17 protein-coding genes are annotated in these 19,876 nt (G+C 73.3%); 14 read left to right on the top strand and 3 right to left on the bottom strand.

From position 1 onward, the window contains the following. The coding region (locus EDM22_RS15970; RefSeq protein ID WP_245989462.1) for an AIR synthase-related protein at nt 1-444 on the top strand (444 nt) is incomplete at its 5' end. Here the strand turns inward: EDM22_RS15970 and EDM22_RS15975 are convergent. Further along, nucleotides 414-1,007, bottom strand: coding sequence for an RsmD family RNA methyltransferase (locus EDM22_RS15975; RefSeq protein WP_122938082.1), 594 nt, complete (start codon nt 1,005-1,007; stop codon nt 414-416). The genes EDM22_RS15970 and EDM22_RS15975 overlap by 31 nt on opposite strands. A 49-nt stretch (nt 1,008-1,056) precedes the next feature. Here EDM22_RS15975 and EDM22_RS15980 point away from each other — a divergent pair, with 49 nt between their 5' ends. The 11 genes from EDM22_RS15980 (at nt 1,057) to smc (ending at nt 15,559) form a co-directional block, all read left to right on the top strand. Next, on the top strand, nt 1,057-1,866 hold the full coding sequence (locus EDM22_RS15980) for a tetratricopeptide repeat protein (RefSeq protein ID WP_212591972.1): 810 nt from the start codon (nt 1,057-1,059) through the stop codon (nt 1,864-1,866). After that, nucleotides 1,863-4,064 (top strand): ATP-dependent DNA helicase RecG, encoded by a 2,202-nt coding sequence (locus EDM22_RS15985; RefSeq protein WP_122938083.1) that lies wholly within the window; start codon nt 1,863-1,865, stop codon nt 4,062-4,064. The genes EDM22_RS15980 and EDM22_RS15985 overlap by 4 nt, the downstream gene beginning before the upstream one ends. Before the next feature lie 51 nt (nt 4,065-4,115). After that, complete coding sequence (gene coaD / locus EDM22_RS15990) at nt 4,116-4,607, top strand: pantetheine-phosphate adenylyltransferase (protein ID WP_122938084.1); 492 nt, start codon at nt 4,116-4,118, stop codon at nt 4,605-4,607. Nucleotides 4,608-4,657: 50 nt separating this feature from the next. Continuing rightward, on the top strand, nt 4,658-5,632 hold the full coding sequence (locus EDM22_RS15995) for an AAA family ATPase (protein ID WP_122938099.1): 975 nt from the start codon (nt 4,658-4,660) through the stop codon (nt 5,630-5,632). 3 nt (nt 5,633-5,635) lie between these two features. Further along, on the top strand, nt 5,636-6,997 hold the full coding sequence (locus tag EDM22_RS16000) for a DUF58 domain-containing protein (protein WP_122938085.1): 1,362 nt from the start codon (nt 5,636-5,638) through the stop codon (nt 6,995-6,997). Then, nucleotides 6,987-9,344 carry a transglutaminase TgpA family protein gene (locus tag EDM22_RS16005; protein WP_122938086.1) on the top strand — a complete coding sequence of 786 codons (2,358 nt, stop codon included), beginning with the start codon at nt 6,987-6,989 and terminating at the stop codon, nt 9,342-9,344. The genes EDM22_RS16000 and EDM22_RS16005 overlap by 11 nt, the downstream gene beginning before the upstream one ends. An 11-nt stretch (nt 9,345-9,355) precedes the next feature. Then, nucleotides 9,356-9,928 carry a YceD family protein gene (locus EDM22_RS16010; RefSeq protein WP_245989464.1) on the top strand — a complete coding sequence of 191 codons (573 nt, stop codon included), beginning with the start codon at nt 9,356-9,358 and terminating at the stop codon, nt 9,926-9,928. 2 nt (nt 9,929-9,930) lie between these two features. After that, nucleotides 9,931-10,134 carry a 50S ribosomal protein L32 gene (gene rpmF, locus EDM22_RS16015; RefSeq protein ID WP_055900496.1) on the top strand — a complete coding sequence of 68 codons (204 nt, stop codon included), beginning with the start codon at nt 9,931-9,933 and terminating at the stop codon, nt 10,132-10,134. A gap of 28 nt (nt 10,135-10,162) precedes the next feature. Beyond that, complete coding sequence (gene rnc, locus EDM22_RS16020) at nt 10,163-10,873, top strand: ribonuclease III (protein ID WP_122938087.1); 711 nt, start codon at nt 10,163-10,165, stop codon at nt 10,871-10,873. Between the two features lies 1 nt (nt 10,874). Then, the gene (gene mutM / locus EDM22_RS16025; RefSeq protein WP_122938088.1) at nt 10,875-11,816 is read left to right on the top strand and encodes a bifunctional DNA-formamidopyrimidine glycosylase/DNA-(apurinic or apyrimidinic site) lyase; all 942 of its coding nucleotides are present in this window, start codon (nt 10,875-10,877) and stop codon (nt 11,814-11,816) included. 191 nt (nt 11,817-12,007) lie between these two features. After that, nucleotides 12,008-15,559 (top strand): chromosome segregation protein SMC, encoded by a 3,552-nt coding sequence (smc, locus tag EDM22_RS16030; RefSeq protein ID WP_122938101.1) that lies wholly within the window; start codon nt 12,008-12,010, stop codon nt 15,557-15,559. A gap of 105 nt (nt 15,560-15,664) precedes the next feature. On the opposite strand, the gene EDM22_RS16035 is transcribed toward smc, so the two are convergent. After that, the gene (locus EDM22_RS16035; RefSeq protein WP_122938089.1) at nt 15,665-17,329 is read right to left on the bottom strand and encodes an alpha-amylase family protein; all 1,665 of its coding nucleotides are present in this window, start codon (nt 17,327-17,329) and stop codon (nt 15,665-15,667) included. Next, on the bottom strand, nt 17,326-18,294 hold the full coding sequence (locus EDM22_RS16040; protein WP_122938090.1) for a TIGR03885 family FMN-dependent LLM class oxidoreductase: 969 nt from the start codon (nt 18,292-18,294) through the stop codon (nt 17,326-17,328). The genes EDM22_RS16035 and EDM22_RS16040 overlap by 4 nt, the downstream gene beginning before the upstream one ends. A 174-nt stretch (nt 18,295-18,468) precedes the next feature. Here EDM22_RS16040 and ftsY point away from each other — a divergent pair, with 174 nt between their 5' ends. Together ftsY and EDM22_RS16050 are read left to right on the top strand one after the other, a co-directional pair. Continuing rightward, a complete protein-coding gene (ftsY, locus tag EDM22_RS16045; protein WP_122938091.1) occupies nt 18,469-19,344 on the top strand; it encodes a signal recognition particle-docking protein FtsY in 876 nt (291 codons plus the stop codon). Nucleotides 19,345-19,352: 8 nt separating this feature from the next. After that, the gene (locus tag EDM22_RS16050) at nt 19,353-19,841 is read left to right on the top strand and encodes a DUF2004 domain-containing protein (RefSeq protein WP_122938092.1); all 489 of its coding nucleotides are present in this window, start codon (nt 19,353-19,355) and stop codon (nt 19,839-19,841) included. The last annotated feature ends 35 nt before the right edge of the window (nt 19,842-19,876 follow it).

A 19,876-nucleotide genomic window follows, 5' to 3' on the forward strand; every position in this document is an offset into this window, starting at 1 on the left:
CTGTTCGCCGAGGCGCGCGACGCGCACGGCGAGCCCGACGCCGAGCTCGCAGCGGCCGTGCGGCTGCGGCATCCGCGCCTCGTGGCCGCCCAGCTCGCCCCCCATCCGCCCGTGGCCGCCGGCGTCGCCGCCGCCCTCGCGGGCGCCACCGCGATGCTCGACGTGAGCGACGGGCTCGCTCGCGACGCCCTGCGGGTCGCCGAGGCCAGCGGCGTGGGCATCGACTTCGACTCCACCGCGCTCGGCCCGGATCCGCGCATCGCGCTCGCCGGTGCGGAGGACCACGGGATGCTCGCGACGTTCCCGGCGGATGCCGCGGTGCCCGAGCCGTTCGACGTGATCGGCCGCGTCACCGCCGAGCGAGGCGTGCTCACGCTCGACGGCGAGTCGTTCGACGCCTCCGGATGGGACCCCTATTCGGGCTGGGACGGCGTCTCGGGCTGAGCGGCCGACGCCCACCACAGCGTGGTCTCGCCGTAGTCGCGCCGTCGCTGGGGCGCGATGCCCGCGGGCCACGCCGGCTCGGGCGAGCGCGAGCTGCGCTCCACGACGACCACGGCGCGGTCGGTGAGGAGCGGGGCGAGGAGCTCGAGGTCGCGGCCGAGCTCGGGCTCGCCGAGGTCGTAGGGCGGGTCGATGAAGGCGAGGTCGACGCCCGGCGCGCTCGTCTCGAGGAACGACGCGACGGGCCGCACCACGACGCGCACGCGCAGGCGGGCGCTGCGCCCCGCCGCCCGCAGCACCGCGTCGGCGTTCCGCCGGCACACGTCGGCCGCCGCCTTCGCGCGCTCGACGAGCACGACCTCGGATGCGCCGCGGCTGGCCGCCTCGAGCCCCAGCGCCCCGGAACCGGCGTAGAGGTCGAACACGACCGACCCGGCGATGGCGTCGCGGGACTCGAGCGCCGAGAAGATCGCCTCGCGCACGCGGTCGCTCGTGGGGCGGGTCCCGGACTTCGGCACGGACAGTCCGAGGGAACCGGCGAACCCGGCGATGATGCGCGTCATGATCCCGGCAGCATAACCGGCGGGCCGCGAGCGCTGCCATGATGGAACCGTGGATGACTCGACCGACCAGGCGCCAGCCGAACCGTCCCGCCACCGGGGGGCCGAACAGCAGACGATCGACCGCATGTGGAACTTCGCCGATCCCGCCGTGAGCGAGGAGCGGTTCCGCGAGGCGGCCGACGACGACGCGCACACCGCGCACGAACGGGCCGTGATGGCCACGCAGCTCGCACGCGCCGTGGGAATCCAGGGCCGCGCCGACGAGGCGACCGCGATCCTCGACGAACTCGAGCAGGGCGAACGCCCCGCCGACGAGCCGCCCGAGGAGGCGGCCGAGCTGCGCGCCCGCATCGCCCTCGAGCGCGGGCGACTGCTCGCGACGTCCGACCGGGTGCCCGACGCGTTGCCCTTCCTCACCAAGGCCGTGCGCGAGGCGGCGGTCGCGGGGTCGACGTTCCTCGTGCTCGACGCGCTGCACATGCTCGCGCTCAACGACGCCGGGCACGAGGAGGAGTGGGCGACCGAGGGGTTCGACGTGCTCGACGGGGTGCGCGATCCGCGTCTCAAGCGCTGGGGCGTGGCGTTGCACAACAACCTCGGCTGGACCCTGCACGATGCGGGCAACGCCGTGGGCGCGCTCCATCACTTCCAGCTCGCCGTGGAGGCGGCCGACCGCTACGGCACCGCGGAGCAGCAGCACGTCGCCCGCTGGTCGGTCGGGCGTGCGCTGCGCACCCTCGGCCGCACCGACGAGGCGCTCGAGCTGCAGCGCGAGCTCGCGATGGCCCGCCCCGACGACACGTACGTGCAGGCCGAGCTCGCCGCCCTGACGGAGGCGGAGCCTACGATCGAGGCATGACGGCCAGCCAGCCCGGCGACACGGGTGCGTTCACCCTCGACAGCAGGCTGTCGGGCGCGCTCGGCGGCCGCACGGCGCAGGCGATCCAGCGCGCGTTCGGCTATACGACCGTGGGCGAGCTGCTCGCGCACTATCCGCGGCGCTACGCCGCGCGGGGCGAGCTCACGGCGCTCGCCGCGCTCCCGCTCGACGAGAACGTCACGATCGTCGCCGAGGTGCTCGAGGTGCGCGAGCGCACGATGCGGTCGCGTCGCGGCTCGATCCTCGAGGCGAAGATCTCCGACGGCACCGGCATCCTCACGCTCACCTTCTTCAACCAGGCGTGGCGGGCCCGCGACCTGAAGCCGGGCGTGCGCGGGATGTTCGCGGGCAAGGTGGGCGACTACCGCGGCGCTCGCCAGCTCGCGCACCCCGACTACGAGCTCTTCACCGACGCGGATGCCGCGACCGCCGGCGATGCGGAGGCGATGCGCTGGGCCCGCGCGCCCATCCCGATCTACCCGGCGACGTCGACGATCTCGAGCTGGCAGTTCGCCGCCTCGATCGCCCTCGTGCTCGACGGGCTCGGGCCGGTCGACGACCCGCTGCCCGACTCGGTGCGCGCGCAGCGGTCGCTCCTCGCGCACCGGGACGCGCTCGAGCGCGTGCACCGGCCCGAGGCCGACGAGGACTGGAAGGCGGCACGACGCACCCTGCGCTTCACCGAGGCGTTCGTGCTGCAGACCGCGCTGCTCGAGCGGCGGGCCGAGTCCCGCGCCCACCACGCCGAGCCGCGCGTGCCCGCGCCCGGCGGCCTGCTCGAGCGATTCGAGCGGGCGCTGCCCTTCACGCTCACGGGCGACCAGCTCGCGGTGGGCGCCGAGATCGCCGACGACCTCGCGGCATCCGTGCCCATGAACCGCCTCGTGCAGGGCGAGGTCGGCTCGGGCAAGACGGTCGTGGCACTGCGGGCGATGCTCGCGGTCGCCGAATCGGGCGGTCAGTCCGCGCTGCTCGCGCCCACCGAGGTGCTCGCGGCGCAGCACCTGCGCTCGATCGCGCGCATGCTCGGGCCGGAGCTCTCGGCCGAGCTCATCCCCACGCTCGTCACCGGCCAACTGCCGGCCGCCGAGCGGCGCAAGGCGCTCCTGCGGGTCGCCGCTGGGCAGTCGCGCATCGTCGTCGGCACGCACGCCCTGCTCGGCGACACCGTCTCGTTCGCCGACCTCGGACTCGTGGTCGTCGACGAGCAGCACCGCTTCGGCGTCGAGCAGCGCGAGGCGCTGCGCCTCAAGGGGCGGCATCCGCCCGTGCTCGTGCTCACCGCGACGCCCATCCCGCGCACCGTGGCGATGACGGTGTTCGGCGACCTCGACGTCTCGACGATCCGCGAGCTGCCCGCCGGCCGCGCCGGCATCGAGTCGTTCGTCGTGCCGCTCGCCGACCGTCCCGGCTGGCGCGCCCGCGTGTGGGAGCGCCTCGCCGAGGAGCTCGCCCTCGGGCGTCAGGGCTTCATCGTGTGCCCCGCCATCGAGCCGCGCGTCGAGGAGGACGACGGCGAGGGCCTCGAGCAGAGCGACGCGGATGCCGCGCCCGGGGCGCCGCCCGCGGCATCCGTCGCCTCGGTGCTCGCCGAGCTCACGGGGCACCCGCGCTTCGCCGGCGCCCGGGTCGCGCCGCTTCACGGCCGCATGAGCGCCGACGAGAAGGACCGCACCATGCGCGCGTTCGCGGCGGGCGAGCTCGACGTGCTCGTCGCGACGACCGTCATCGAGGTGGGGGTCGACGTGCCCAACGCGAGCGTCATGGTCGTGGTCGACGCCGACCGCTTCGGGGTCTCGCAGCTGCACCAGCTGCGCGGCCGCGTCGGCCGGGGATCGGTGCCCGGCCTGTGCCTGCTCGTCACGCACGCCGAGGAGGGATCGCTCGCCCGGCAGCGCGTCGAGGCGGTCGCGTCGACCCTCGACGGCTTCGAGCTTGCGCGCATCGACCTTGAGCTGCGCCAGGAGGGCGACGTGCTCGGGGCGAGCCAATCGGGCGGCCGTTCGTCGCTCAAGCTCCTGCGCGCCGCGCGCGACGGCGACCTCATCGCCGACGCCCGCGAGCTCGCCGCCGGACTCCTCGCCGTCGATCCGGGGCTCGCGCGGCACCCGGCGCTGCGGGCCGCCGTGCGGCGCCGGCTCGACGCGGAGGCGAGCGAGTTCCTGAGCAAGGGCTGAGGATCCCACAGGCCCGCCATGCGCCGCTCCGCTCGCAGTACGCTGGAGCGTATGCAGCGGATCGCCGTCGTTCCCGGATCGTTCGACCCCGTCACGCTCGGCCACCTCGACGTCATCGGCAGGGCCGCGGCGCTCTACGACGAGCTCCATGTGGTCGTGGTGCACAACCCCGACAAGTCGGCGCTGCTGCCGATCGCCCAGCGTGTCGCCCTCATCGAGCAGTCGATCGCCGACGCGGGCATCCCGGGCCGCATCGTGGTCGCGTCGTGGAGCATGGGGTTGCTCGTCGACTACTGCACCGACGTCGGCGCCACCGTGCTCGTCAAGGGCATCCGGTCGCAGGTCGACGTGGCCTACGAGACGCCCATGGCGATCGTGAACCGGCATCTCGCGGGCGTCGAGACCGTCTTCCTCCTGCCCGACCCGGCGAACGCCCACGTGTCGAGCTCGCTCGTGCGGCAGGTGTCGGCACTCGGCGGCGACGTCGCCCCGTACGTGCCGGCTGCCGTGGCCGACTACCTGCAGGGGGCGATGACGCAATGAGCGAGGCGGCGGGCGTCGTGAACGGCGGAATCGCCGCGCGCGGTGCCGTGATGGGCATCGACGAGGTGGGCGCCCTGGCCGCCCGCATCGTGCAGAACGTCGAGGCCGTCATCAGCGGCAAGCGCGACGCCGTCACCTCGTCGCTCACGGTGCTCCTCGCCGAGGGCCACCTCCTCATCGAAGACGTGCCCGGCGTCGGCAAGACGATGCTCGCCAAGGCGCTCGCGCGCTCGGTCGACGCGACCGTCAGCCGCATCCAGTTCACGCCCGACCTGCTGCCGAGCGACGTGACCGGCGTGTCCGTGTTCGACCAGGCCAGCCGCCGGTTCGAGTTCAAGCGCGGCCCGGTGTTCGCGAACATCGTCATCGGCGACGAGATCAACCGTGCCAGCCCCAAGACGCAGTCGGCCCTGCTCGAGTGCATGGAGGAGCGGCAGGTCACGGCCGACGGCACCACCTACCGGCTCGAGCAGCCCTTCACCGTGATCGCCACCCAGAACCCGGTGGAGATGGAGGGCACGTACCCGCTGCCCGAGGCGCAGCGCGACCGGTTCATGGCCCGCATCTCGATGGGCTACCCCTCGTCGGTCGACGAGCTCGCGATGCTGTCGACCCGCGACACCGCGAGTCCGCTCGACGCGCTCGAGGCCGTCGTGAACCTCCCCGAGCTGCGTGCGATGATCGCCGCGGTGCACCGGGTGTTCACGTCGCAGCCGGTCAAGGAGTACGCCGTGGAGCTCGCCCGCGCCACCCGCGACGACCGCCAGTTGCGGCTCGGCGCGAGCCCGAGGGCGACGCTCCAGCTCATCCGGGCCGCCAAGGCGCACGCCGCCATGCATGGACGGGACTTCGTGCTTCCCGACGACGTCGACGCGCTCGCGGTGCCGGTGCTCGCGCACCGCCTCGTGCCCACGAGCCGAGCGGTCGGGGCGCACGACCGCGACGGCGGCCCCCTCATCGACGCGATCGTGCGCCGCATCCTCAGCGAGACACCCGTCCCGGTGGGCAGCATCCGAAGGGACTGACGGATGCCGCGAGCCCGACTCCTCCGCGTCCAGGCCTGGCCGCGGCTCACGCGGCGCGGCGGCACGCTGCTCGTGGTCGGGGTGCTGCTGCTCGTGCTGTCGCTGTGGTTCGACCTGCGCGACATCCTGCTGCTCGCCTTCGTGGGCATCGCCATGCCGCTCGCCGCGCTCGCGTTCGTGGCGCTGCAGGCCCCGCGCGTGGCCGTGCAGCGGGCGTTCGAGCCGCCCGTGGTGCCGGCCGGCGCCTGGGCGACCGTGCGCCTCGTGGTGCAGAACCGCAGCCGGCGCACGTTCGACGGCGCGCGGTGGCGCGACACCGTGCAGGCCGGACTGGCCGCCCCCGCCGAGGCGATCCTGCCCGCGCTGGGCCGGTGGGAGGGCGCGCTGCCCTCGGGCGACGACACCGTGCGACTCGAGTACCGCCTGCGCACCCCGCGCCGCGGCGTCTATGCGGTGGGGCCCCTGCGCATCGGCACGGCCGACCCCTTCGGACTCGCGCGCATCGCCCGCGTCGTCGGCAACGCGCACGACCTCGTCGTGACGCCGCGCGTCACCGAGCTCGACGCGACCGTCGGCTCCGTCGCCTCGATCGACGGCTCGCTGCACGGCCTGCAGCGACGCACCCACCCGAACAGCGACGAGCTCATCGCGCGCGAGTACCGCTACGGCGACCCGCTGCGGCGCGTCAACTGGGCGGCGACGGCCCGCCGCGGCGAGCTGATGGTGCGCGAGGAGGAGCAGCGCGGCGACCCCGAGGCACGGCTGCTCGTCGACACCACCCTCTCGGGAAGGGCGGCGCAGGCGCAGGCCCGCCGCGAGCCCGGGGATCCGCCCGACCTGCGGTTCGAGCTCGGCATCGAGATCGCGGCGTCGGTGGGCGTGCACCTGCTCGAGCACGGCTTCCGGCTCCGGTGCGACCCGTTGCACGCGCCGGCATCGATCGCCGGGCAGCTCGGCGCCGGCGAGGTCTACCGCTCGCCCGGTGGCGAGCACGCCTTCCTCGAGGATCTCGCACGTCTCGAGACGCCGGGGCGCGGGCGCGCACACCGCGACCGCGAGCGCGACCAGGCCGCCGAGCTCATCGCGCCGCGCTCCCGCGAGGCGCGCATGCCGGGCATCGCGGTGCTCATCGATCCCGACGTGGTCGAGGCGCACGCCCTCGTGGCGCTGCGGCCCACGCTCGAGCCGGCGATCGCGTTCGTGACCGAGTCGGTGTCGCCGACGGTCATCGAGCTGCTCGAGGAGTCGGACTGGCGCATCGTGACGGTGCGCCGCCCGAACGAGATCGCGTCGGCGTGGACGTCGGCTTGGCGCGACGCGCGCGGCGGCGCGGCGCAACGGAGCGGGGCCGGTCGTGCGCGCTGAACGGCTGCCACTGACCCGCCTGCAGAGCCTCGCGCTCTCGCTCGCGTCGTTCCTGCTGCTCGCCGTCGCGACGATGGCGCTCGGGCCGCTCATCACTGGCGGCGGCTGGTGGTGGCTGTGCGCGTTCATGGCCGCCGGCACGCTCGGCACCGGGGCGGCGCTGCGCGCCCTGCGCACACCGCCGTCGCTCATCGCCCCGCTCGAGCTCCTCGCCGTCGTCGTGCTGCTCACCATGGCGTTCGGCGGGTCGAGCGCGTTCGCGTTCGTCGTGCCGACCGGGGACACGTTCGAGGTGTTCCGCGGGCTCGCCGAGGCGGCGCAGCGCACGATCGAACAGCAGTCGGTCCCGGCGATCCCGGTGCCGGCGCTGCTGTTCGCGCTCGCCGTGGGCACCGGCCTGCTGGCGATCGTGATGGACCTCATCGTGCAGACGTTCCGCCTGCCGGCGCTCGCGGCGGCGCCCGCCCTCGTGCCGATCGTCATCCCCGGGCTGCTCATCGAGGCGGGCGCCGAGCTCGGCACGGTCGTGCTGACGGCCGCGGCCTACCTCCTGCTGCTCCGGGTCGACGTGCGCGTGCGCCGCAACGCCGAGCTGCACAATCCCGACGTCGGCGACGACGCGCCCACGGTCGTCGCGCCGCGGCGCGTGCCCATCGGCTCCACCCTCGCCGCCTCGCTCGGCCTCGCGACGGCCGGCCTGCTCGCGGCATCCGTGCTCACGATCGCCACGCCGAGCGTGTCGTCGAGCTTCCTCCTCGGCACCGCGCAGGGCACGCTCTTCGCCCGCGGCGTGAGCCCCTACGTCGACCTCGGACGCGACCTGCGCCGGCCCGACCCGGTGCCCGCGTTCAACTACCTGGCCGACGAGGGCGATCGCCCCTACTTCACGCTGCTCACGATCGACCGGTTCGAGGGCGAGGTCTGGGGGGCCACCGAACGCGCCGTCGACGGTGACAACACGATCGAGCGGATGCCGCGGCCCGACGGCCTCGCCGCCGACGTGGCGGGAAGCGAGCACCCGATCTCGATCCGCGTCGAGCAGGTGCGCACGACGTGGCTGCCGGTGCCCTACCCGACCACGTCGATCCAGGGGCTCGACGGATCGTGGTTCTGGGACGACGGCTCGCTCAACGTGCGCACCGTCGACTCGTCGACCTTCGGCCAGACGTACGAGGTCACGCGGCTGGCCCTGGATCCGACGCCGCAGCAGCTGCGCGGCGCGGGCGCGCCGCCCGCAGCGCTCGCGGACTCCCTCGCCCTGCCCGACGACCTGCCCGACGTGATCCGCACGACGACCGAGCAGGTCACGGCGGGCGCAGCGAGCCCATACGACGCGGCGGTCCTCATCCAGCAGTACCTGCGCGGCCCCGACTTCACGTACTCGGTCGACGCACCCGTCAGCGAGGGCTACGACGGCGGCGGCTACGACGTGATCGCAGAGTTCCTCGAGAAGCGGGCGGGGTACTGCGTGCACTTCGCCTCGACGATGGCGGTCATGGCACGCGAAGTGGGCATCCCCTCGCGCATCTCGGTCGGATACACCTCGGGCACCCCGAGCGACGAGCGCATCGGCGGGACCGTGCGCGTCGACGTCGACTCGCACGACCTGCACGCGTGGCCGGAGCTCTACTTCCAGGGCGTGGGCTGGGTGCAGTTCGAGCCGACGCCCGGCCGCGGCACCGTGCCGTCGTACTCGCGTCCGGGTGCGGGCGAGGAGTCGCTGAGCGGCATCCCGCTCGGTCCGTCGTCGACGCCCGGTGCGAACGGACGGCCCGAGGGCGACCCCGACCGGAACCTCGCGGGACAGGCCGGAGGTGCGGCATCCGCGGCGAGCGAGTGGATGCGCAACGGCACCCTCGCACTCGTGGTGCTCCTGCTCGTCACGGCGCCCGCGCTCGTGCGCTCGGCGCAGCGGCAGCTCCGGCTGCGGCGGGTGCGCGGCGGGCCGCGACCGGCCGGCGCCGCGTGGGACGAGCTCGTCGCCTCCGCGGTCGACCTCGGCATCCCCGCCGATGCCCGGGGCACGCCGAGGGCGCTCGCCGCGCTGGTCTCCGGTCGCGCCGCGTTCGCATCGCCGGATGCCGCGGCCGCCCTCGTCGACCTGCGCGACGCCGTCGAACGCGAGCGCTACGGGCCCGACACCGGCGGGGACCTGCCCCCGGCCGTCGCGCGCGCCGGCACCCCGCCGGCACCGGCCAGCCCGCTCATCGACGCCCTGGGCAGGGTGCGGAGCGCACTCGCCGCCGATGCGCCACCGGCCGAGCGCGCCCGCGCGACCTTCCTGCCGCGATCGCTCCTCGCGGGTGCGCGAGGAGGAGTCGGCCGCAGGGCGCCGCGCGACGCGTAGAATCGTCGATCGTGGCCATCCAGCACTCCCCGTTCCGCGTCAACGTGCGCGACCTCCTCAACCGACCCGGCGACATGCGCGAACATCGCCTCGTCATCGCGTCGCCCGACACGATGGGCGAGGGGCTCGTCGCCGTCAGGGAGGGCTCCGAGCTGGCGATCGAGTTGCGGCTCGAGTCGGTCCACGAGGGCGTGCTCGCCACCGCCGAGGTCGATGCGGTGGCCGAAGGGGAGTGCGGTCGGTGCCTCACCGACATCGCCCTGCCCGTCGAAGTCGAGTTCCAAGAGCTTTTCGCGTATCATTCTGGAGAAGCTTTCGAGTATGAGGTTCAAGACGACCACGTGGATCTTGAACCGCTCATCCGAGATGCGGTAGTGCTGGCACTGCCCTTCCAGCCGGTGTGCCGGCCAGATTGCCCGGGTCTCGACCCCGAGACCGGGCTCCGACTGGCCGATCATCCGGAACTCGTCACCCATGAGCAAGGCGACCCCCGGTGGGCCGCGCTCGCCGGGTTCGAAGCCTCCGAAGACGAGAGCACGGGTGCCGCCGCATCCGCTGCCCACCAGCAGAGAGAAGAGAGATAGACATGGCTGTTCCGAAGCGGAAGAAGTCACGCTCGAACACGCACTCGCGCCGTTCGCAGTGGAAGGCCGAGGTCCCCACGCTCGTCAAGACCGTCGAGAACGGCAAGGTCACCTACAGCCTCCCGCACCGCGCCAAGGTGGTCGAGGACTCGGCGGGCACCCCGCTCTTCCTCGAGTACAAGGGCCGCAAGGTCGCCGACGTCTAGTCGGCACGAGACACACGAACGACCGGTCGTGACGCAGACGGAGCGCACGGAGACCACGGATCGCACGCTCGACGACCTGCAGCGCACGCTGCAGGTGGAGCTCGATCCCGACCTCCTGCTCCTGGCGCTCACGCACCGGTCGTTCGCGTACGAGAACGGCGGCATCCCCACCAACGAGCGCCTCGAGTTCCTCGGCGACTCGATCCTGGGCCAGGCGGTGACGGTGAAGCTCTTCACCGACCACCCCGATCTCGAAGAGGGCGAGCTGGCCAAGCGCCGCGCGAGCCTCGTGTCGAGCGCCGCCCTCGCCGAGGTGGGCCGGTCGATCGGGCTCGGTCCGTACATCCGGCTCGGACGCGGCGAGACCCTCACGGGCGGTGCCGACAAGCCGTCGATCCTCGCCGACACCGTCGAGGCGATCATCGGCGCGGTCTACCTCGACCGCGGGGGCGACGCCGCCACCGCGCTCGTGCTGCGCCTCGTCGCACCGCTCCTGCGCGACCCCGAGCGCTTCGGCGCGGCGATGGACCCGAAGACGAGCCTCCAGGAGATCGCGGCGCGCCGCGGTTCGCCGGCGCCGGCGTACACGGTCACCGAGAGCGGCCCCGATCACAACAAGCACTTCGTGGCGACCGTCGTCGTGGGCGCCCTCGTGCAGGCGTCGGGCGAGGGCTCGAGCAAGAAGCAGGCCGAGATGGCCGCCGCGCTCGAGGCGTGGACGCGCCTGAACGACCGCTGACGTGCCCGAGCTCCCCGAGGTCGAGGTCGTGCGGGCCGGGCTCGCGCCGGCCGTCACGGGTGCGCGCGTGGCGGCGGTCGAGGTGCTCGACCCGCGTTCGCTCAAGCGGCACGACGCGGCATCCGGCGACTTCGAGGCGCTCGTCACGGGAGCCCGCATCGAGGCGGCCGTGCGTCGCGGCAAGTTCCTGTGGCTGCCGCTGTCGACGGGTCGCGCGCTCGTCGGCCACCTGGGCATGAGCGGGCAGCTGCTGCTGCGAACGCCCGACCACCCCGGCGACGACCGGCACGCCCGCATCCGACTGCACCTCGAGCACCCCGCGCACGGCGAGCTGCGCGTGGACTTCGTCGACCAGCGCATCTTCGGGTCGATGGCGGTCGACCGCCTCGTGCCCACCGCCGACGGCGAGATCGCAGGCTACTCCGCCGACGTGACGGGGGAGTGGGCGCGTTCGATCCCGTCGCAGGTCGCGCACATCGCGCGCGATCCGCTCGACCCGGCCTTCGCCGACGCGGCGTTCGTCGACGCGCTCGCCCGACGCGCCTCGGGCGTCAAGCGGGTGCTGCTCGACCAGGGCGTCGTGTCGGGCATCGGCAACATCTACGCCGACGAGGCGCTCTGGGCGGTGCGCCTGCACGGCGAGCAGCCGGCCGCGACGCTCGGACGGCGCCGCTCCCGCGACCTGCTCGCAGCGGTGCGCGAGGTGCTGCAGAAGGCGCTCGCCGAGGGCGGCACGAGCTTCGACGCGCAGTACGTCAACGTCAACGGCGCGTCGGGCTACTTCTCGCACTCGCTCAACGCCTACGGGCAGGCGGGCAGGCCGTGTCCGCGCTGCGGCACCCCGATGGTGCGCGCGCCCTTCATGAACCGGTCGTCGCACTTCTGCCCGCGGTGCCAGCGGCTCCGGATGCCGCGTGCGACCAGCGCCGCGGCATCCGCCTGACCAGCGGGATCGCTCAGGCCTGCTGCGCACGGGAGCGTGCTCGCGCCGGTTCGTGGGCAGCCGCCCAGACCACCGAGGCGGCGCTGCCCCTGACAAGGCCGGATCCGCTCGCGGACGGCGAGCGCGACGGCCGCAGCCGTGAACCTCGGATACGGTAGTCCGCAGCGCGCTCGCGAGTCGGAAGGGTGGACGTGTACCTCAAGAGCCTCACGCTCAAGGGCTTCAAGTCCTTCGCGCAGCCGACGACGTTCGCCTTCGAGACGGGCGTCACGTGCATCGTCGGCCCCAACGGCTCGGGCAAGTCCAACGTCGTCGACGCCCTCGCGTGGGTCATGGGCGAGCAGGGCGCGAAGTCGCTGCGCGGCGGCAAGATGGAGGACGTCATCTTCGCCGGCACCTCCACGCGCGGCCCCCTCGGCCGTGCCGAGGTGAGCCTCACGATCGACAACTCCGACGGCGCGCTGCCGATCGAGTACAGCGAGGTCACGATCTCCCGCACGCTGTTCCGCAGCGGCACGAGCGAGTACGCGATCAACGGCGAGCAGTGCCGCCTCCTCGACGTGCAGGAGCTCCTGAGCGACTCGGGCCTCGGCCGCGAGATGCACGTCATCGTCGGCCAGGGCCAGCTCGACCAGGTGCTCCGCGCGACGCCCGAGGACCGACGCGGCTTCATCGAGGAGGCCGCCGGCATCCTGAAGCACCGTCGCCGCAAGGAGAAGACGCTCCGCAAGCTCGACGCGATGCAGGCGAACCTCACGCGCCTCTCCGACCTCGCCGGCGAGATCCGGCGTCAGCTCAAGCCCCTCGGCCGCCAGGCGGAGGTCGCCCGCGAGGCGCAGGGCATCGCGGCGGTGGTGCGCGACGCGCGCGCCCGCCTGCTCGCCGACGAGGTCGTCGAGCTGCGCCGCGCGCTCGAGGCGCACGGCCGAAGCGAGCACGAACGGCACTCCGAGCGGCTCGTGCTGCAGGACCAGCTCGAGCAGCATCAGGCGAAGGTCGCCCGCCTCGAACAGTCCCAGACGGGCGACGACGTCGACCGCGCCCGGGCCACGAGCTTCGCGCTCGAGCAGTCCGAGGCACGCCTGCGATCGCTCGACAGCCTGGCGCGGCAGCGCATCGCCCTGCTCGGCGCCGCCGACGACACGACGGATGCCGCGCCCAGCGTCACCCGCGCGATGATCGACGATGCGCAGGCCGAGCTCGAGGGCATCCGCGCGGGCGTCGAGGACGCGGCATCCGGCCTGGACGACGCCGTCCAGGCCACCCGCGACGCACGTGGCGCCCTCGACCAGGTCGACACCGAGATCGCCGCGCAGGCGGCGCTCGTGAGCGCCTACGACCTCGAGATCTCGAAGCTCGCGGGCCAGGCCGACACGGCCGCGTCACGGCTCGCGGCCGTGCGCGGGGAGGTGCTGCGCCACGCGAACGCGCTCGAGTCCTCGACCGCGCGCCGCGACGCGGCCGCCGCCGAGTTCGCGCGCGTCGAGGCGGAGGCCGGCGAGGCCGAGGCGGGCGACACCGACCTCGACGAGGCGTACGAGCTCGCGCAGGCCGCCGTGATCGAGGCCGAGGGCGAGATCGAGCGGCTCCGCGAGGCCCTGCACGAACGCGAACGCGAGCGCGACGCCCTCGCCGCGCGCACCTCGGCGCTCTCGCTCGCGCTCGACCAGCGCGACGGGTCGTCGGCGCTCGTCGAGGCCGGCGTGCCGGGCGTGCGCGGGCTCCTCGCCGAGCGGCTCCGCGTCGAGCCCGGGTTCGAGGCGGCGATCGCCGCGGCGCTCGGCTCGCTCGCCGACGCGGTGCTCGTCGACGACCGGGATGCCGCCTACCGCGCGCTCGAGCGTGCCCACGACGCCGACCTCGGCCGCGTGGCGCTCGCGCTCGCCGACCCGGGAGCGGCACCGGGAGGCGGCTCCATCGCGGAGGCAGCCGGCCCGCTCGCGGCCCCGGGCCTCACCCCCGCCGCCGAGGTCGTCACCGCGCCGACCGGCGTGCTCGGCCTCCTCGCCGAGGTGCTCGTCGCCGACGACCTCGCGGCGGCCCGCGCCGCCGAGCCGCACCTCGCGACGCTCGACCGGCCCGCCACCGTGATCACGAAGGACGGCACCGTCGTGGGCCGCTACGTCATCCGCGGCGGCTCGGGACGCAAGCAGAGTCGCATCGAGCTCATCGCCGAGCGCGAGCGCGCGGAGTCGCGCCTCGAGGAGGTGCGCTCCGACATCGAGCGCGGCCGGTACGAGCTCACCGAGCAGCGGCAGATCCACGAGCAGTCCAAGGCGCAGTCCACCCGGGCGCTCGCCGCCCTGCGCGAGTTCGACGCGCAGCTCGCCCGGCGCACCGAGCAGCTCAATCGCGCCCGCGTGCAGGCGGAGGCCGCCGCGGCCGAGGCCGAGCGCCTCGCCGACGCCGTCGCCAACGCCGAGGAGCGCGTCGCGGAGGCCGCTGCGGCCGCCGAGACGGCGAAGGCCGCGCTCGACGAGGCCCGCGCTGTGCCGCGTCCGATCCTCGACGCGAGCCAGCGCGACGGCGCGGCCGCCGCGCTCGAGCGCACCCGCGAGGCCGAGGTCGAGGCCCGCCTGCGGCTCGAGACCGCGAAGGAGCGCGTGCGCGCCGAGGAGGCCCGCATCGTGGCCATGGAGCGCCAGTACGAGGCGGAGCGCCAGGCCGCAGCGGATGCCGCGCGGCGCGCCGTCATCCGTCGCGCCCAGCTCGCAGCGGCCGAGCGGGTCGCCGAATCGCTGCCGGCCGCCCTCGCGTCGGTCGGCGCGTCCGTCGCCGAGGCCCGCGTCGCCCTCGCCCGCGCGGAGGCGGAGCGGGCGAGCCGCAACGAGGAGCTGCAGGCCGTGCGTCGCGCCGAGGCATCCGTTCGGGAGCGCCTGCACGCCGTGACCGAGGACGTGCACGGCCTCGAACTGCGCATCTACGAGAAGAAGCTCCACGTCGGGTCGCTCGTCGAGCGCGCCGAGGCCGAGCTCGGACTCACCGAGGACGTGCTCATCGCCGAGTACGGGCCCGACCAGCCGATCCCGTCGGAGGACCCCGACGATCCCGACGCCGAGCCCACGCCGTTCGACCGGGCCGCGCAGCAGCGCCGCCTGCAGGCCGCCGAGCGCAAGCTCGCGCAGCTCGGCCGCGTGAACCCCCTCGCGCTCGAGGAGTTCGCCGCCCTCGAGCAGCGCCACCAGTTCCTCACCGAGCAGCTCACCGACCTCGCGAACACCCGCAAGGACCTGCTGACGATCATCGACGAGATCGACGGGCGCATGGAGTCGATCTTCCGCGCTGCGTTCGAGGACACCCGCGCCGCGTTCGCCGAGGTCTTCCCGGTGCTCTTCCCGGGCGGCGAGGGGCGCATCTCGCTCACCGACCCCGAGAGCATGCTCACGACGGGCATCGAGGTGAGCGTGAAGCCCGCGGGCAAGAAGATCGAGCGCCTCTCACTGCTCTCGGGCGGCGAGCGATCGCTTGCCGCGGTGGCGCTGCTGCTCGCGATCTTCAAGGCCCGGCCGAGCCCGTTCTACATCATGGACGAGGTCGAGGCCGCCCTCGACGACGCGAACCTCGGCCGCCTGCTCACGACGTTCGAAGACCTTCGGGAGTCCAGCCAGCTCATCGTCATCACGCACCAGAAGCGCACGATGGAGATCGCCGACGCCCTCTACGGCGTCTCGATGCGCCAGGACGGCGTCTCGGCGGTGGTCGGCCAGCGCGTGCGCGACGAGGTCGAGGCCAGGGCGAGCTGAGCGGTTCGGCGATCGAGTCGGCCGCCCGCGGCCGGATCGAGATCCCGTCGAAGCAGGGTCTCGCTCTGCGCGGGCGCGGTAACGGCACCGCGACACTGATGGCGCCTAGGTGAGCCGACGGTCGCCCGGCTCCACGACGCGGAACCACGCGTAGCCGTACGCGTCGAGGTGCACGTCGATGCGCCCCTGCTCGTCGAGGTCGAAGCGGTCGACGCGGAACAGGTCGGACAGCTGGGAGTCGGGCGCGACCGGTCCGAGGTCGAGGCTCACGATCGTGGGCGTCGGCGCGAAGTTGTGCAGCGCAACGAAGCGCCCGACGTCCGCCGTGATGCGATGCGCGAGCACCGCGTCCTGGCCGCTCGGGAGCACGTCGAGCACGCCCCAGCCGATCTCCGGCGAGCTGCGGTAGCGCCGGGTGAGCGAGCGGATGAACCCGAGCAGCGACTCGGGGTCGTGCATCTGCGCCTCGACGTTGACGTGCTCCGGCGCGTACCCGTCCGAGGGCGGCTGGGCCCGCAGGCGCCGCGTGGGCGCCCGAGAGAAGCCGCCGTTCGGCTCGCCCGTCCACTGCATGGGCGTGCGCACCGACATCCGCCCCTGCTGTTCGGGGTTCTCGCCCATGCCGATCTCCTCGCCGTAGAAGAGCACCGGGGTGCCCGGCAGCGAGAACAGCAGGCTGTAGACCATGCGGATGCGGCGGGGGTCGCCGTCGAGCATCGTCGGGAGGCGCCGCACGATCCCACGCCCGTACACGCGCATCCAGTCCTCGGGCGCGAACGCGTCGAAGACCTCCTCGCGCTCGGCGTCGCTGAGCTTGTCGAGCGTGAGCTCGTCGTGGTTGCGCACGAAGTTCGCCCACTGCGCCTCGGGCTCGAGCTGCGGCCGTGCGGCGAGCATCTCGGCGAGCGGACGCGCGTCCTCCCGGGCGAGCGAGAGGTAGAGCGCCTGCATCCCGAGGAAGTCGAACTGCATGGTGAGCTCGGGCGGGTCGCCCTGCTTGCCGAAGAAGTCGAGCTGCTGCTCGTACGGCAGGTTCACCTCGCCGAGCAGCACCGCCTCGCTCGACCGCCGCTGCAGGAACCGCCGCAGGTCGCGCAGCAGCTCGTGCGGGTCGCCGATGTCGACGCCCTCGGGCGGCTCGATGAGGAACGGCACCGCATCGACGCGGAACCCGGAGATGCCGAGCTCGAGCCAGTAGCCCATCGTCGTCGCGATCTCGTCGCGCACCGCGGGATTGGCGATGTTGAGGTCGGGCTGGTGGCGGTAGAAGCTGTGCAGGTAGTACTGGCCGGTGCGCTCGTCGAGCTCCCACACGCTGTCCTCCTCGCCGGGGAAGACGGTCTGAGCCTGCTTCTTCGGCGGGGCGTCGCGCCACACGTAGTAGTCGCGGTAGGGGGCATCCAGGCTGCGCCGGGCCGACTTGAACCACGGATGCCTGTCGGACGTGTGGTTCATGACGAAGTCGATGATGACCCGCATCCCGCGGTCGCGGGCCGTGCGGGTGAACTCGGCGATGTCGGTGAGCGCCCCGAGGCGGGGGTCCACGCCCGTGAAGTCGGTGATGTCGTAGCCGTCGTCGCGATCGGGGGTCGGCTGGAACGGCATGAGCCAGATCACGGTCACGCCGAGCTCGGCGAGGTGGTCGAGGCGATGCGCGAGTCCCTCGAAGTCGCCGCATCCGTCGTCGTTCCAGTCCATGTACGTCTCGACGTCGAGGCAGTACACGATCGCGGTCTTCCACCAGAGGTCGCTGCGGTCGGTGATCTTCATGCGCGCACGCTCCGCAGTGCGGGCAGCACGCGCTCGCCGAAGGTGTCGATGAACCGGTGCTGCTCGGTGCCGACGTGGTGGAGGTAGATCCGGTCGACGCCGAGCTCGGCGATTCCCGTGAGGTGGTCGAGGTGCCGCGACGGGTCGGACGAGACCACGAGCGTCTTCGCGACCTGTTCGGGCGTGGCATCCGCGGTGCGCGCGTCGAACGCCTCGGGGGAGTCGAGCTCCCACGCGAGGTGCGACGGCACGAGGCTCTGGCGCCACTGGTCGTGCGCGATCGCGAGCGCCTCCTCGTCGGTGGGCGCCCAGCTGAGGTGCACCTGCACCGCGACTGGGCCGCGTCCGCCAGCGTCGCGGTAGGCGTCCATGAATTCGCGCAACTGCGCCCGCGGCTGGTCGACGGTGATGACGCCGTCGGCCCAGGCCGCGGCATCCCGGGCCGTCTCGGTGCTCACCGCGGCGGCGAGCAGCGGCGGCGGGGACTCGGGAAGGCTCCAGACGCGCGCCCGGTCGACCCGGATCAGTCCGTCGGTCGACACCTCCTCGCCGCGCAGGAGCCGGCGCATGACGTCGATCGTCTGGCGGAGGCGTTCGTCTCGCTCCTCCTTCTCGGGCCAGGGATCGCCCGTGACGTGCTCGTTGATCGCCTCGCCGCTGCCGATCGCCGCCCAGAAGCGGCGGGGATACATCTCGGCGAGGGTGGCCATCTTCTGCGCCTGGATCGCCGGGTGGTAGCGCTGCCCGGGTGCCGTGACGACGCCGAGCGTGAACTGCGTCGCCTCGAGGGCGGACCCGAGCCAGCTCCACGCGTAGCCGGAGTGGCCCTGCCGGACGCTCCACGGCTCGAGGTGGTCGCTGCACATCGCGGCGTCGAAGCCGGCCTGCTCGGCGTGCTTGACCGCGTCGAGCAGGCGGCTGGGCGGGAGTTGTTCGTGCGAGGCGTGGAATCCGAGGATCGTCATGCGCACTCCTTCCGTTCCGCCCCGACCCTTCCGCGCCCGCGCCCGCGCGGCAACCCCTTGCACCGATCGCGGCGCCCCTGTACCGGGCGCGAGCGGTCGGGCGGATGCCGCGTGCGCGTCGCGCCCGACGGGCCGCCCGCGGCCGCGGCATCCGCTTCGCCCTAGGCTGGAGGCATGGCAGAACGCGCATCGTGGTCGCTCGGCGCGGCACTCCGCGGGGTCTTCGGCGCGAAGACCATCGACGAGGACACCTGGGACGACCTGGAGTCGGCGCTCATCCGCGCCGACTTCGGACCGGCGATCACCGAGGAGATCGTCGACGCGATCAAGGCGCAGGTCGAGCGCTATCGCACGACCGATCCGAAGGACGTGCAGCGGATGCTGCGCGAGATCGTCGAGGAGCGGCTCGTCAAGTACGACCCCACCCTCAAGCTCACGGAGCGGCCGGCGGTCGTGCTCGTCGTGGGCGTGAACGGCGTCGGCAAGACCACCACGATCGGCAAGTTCGCCCGCTTCCTGCGCACCTACGACCGCTCCGTCGTCGTCGGCGCGGCCGACACGTTCCGCGCCGCCGCGGTCGACCAGCTCGCGACCTGGGCCGAGCGCGCGGGCGCCGACATCGTGCGCCCCGAGCGCGAGGGCCAGGACCCGGCATCCGTCGCCTTCCAGACCGTCGACAAGGCCAAGCGCGAGGGCATCGAGATCGTCATCATCGACACCGCCGGCCGCCTGCACACCAAGGGCGGCCTCATGGACGAGCTCGGCAAGATCCGGCGCGTCGTCGAGAAGCAGGCGCCCATCAGCGAGGTGCTGCTCGTGCTCGACGCGACCACCGGGCAGAACGGCCTCGCGCAGGCCGAGGCGTTCATCGAGCACGGCGGCGTCACGGGTCTCGTGATCACGAAGCTCGACGGCTCGGCAAAGGGAGGATTCGTGCTCGCCGTGCAGGAGAAGACGGGCCTGCCCATCAAGCTCATCGGCCAGGGCGAGGGCATCAACGACCTCACGGGGTTCACGCCCCACGTCTTCGCACAGAAGCTCATCGGATAGGAACGCGCATGTCGATCGAACACGACTACTTCGGCCTCATCGGCGACTACTGGTCGGAGCAGGTGCAGTACGGCGACCAGGACGTCGAGGTCGTGCTCGACGCCGACGCCGACCTCGTGTCGCTCGCGTCGCTCGACGCGGCGGCCACCATGGTGGGCGAGCTCGAGCTCGTCGACGACGAGGTGCGCTCGCACTTCGTGAGCCAGCTCGACTCGGGTTCGTCGCCGGTCTCGCGGTTCCTGCGGTCGCTGCTCGAGGGCGAGGGCGACGACCAGGATGCCGCGGCCGAGGCGATCTCGCGCGATTCCGGCGACCGCGACATCGACGCGCTGCGCTCGCTCACCCTCGTGCGCGTCGACCTGCGCCCCGACGCCGACGGCGAGGGCGAGCACTTCGCCGAGCTCGAGTACGGCCTCGCCCCCGAGGAGGTCGACGCGCGGCTCGTCGCCGTGATCGACGTCGGGCGCGACGTCGTCGACGTTCGCTTCGACGCCTAGGCCCATCGGGCCCGCCCCCGTCGTCCGCGCCCGTG

Origin of the sequence: Agromyces tardus, from assembly GCF_003710805.1 — a bacterium.
GTDB classification, from domain to species: Bacteria; Actinomycetota; Actinomycetes; order Actinomycetales; family Microbacteriaceae; genus Agromyces; species Agromyces tardus.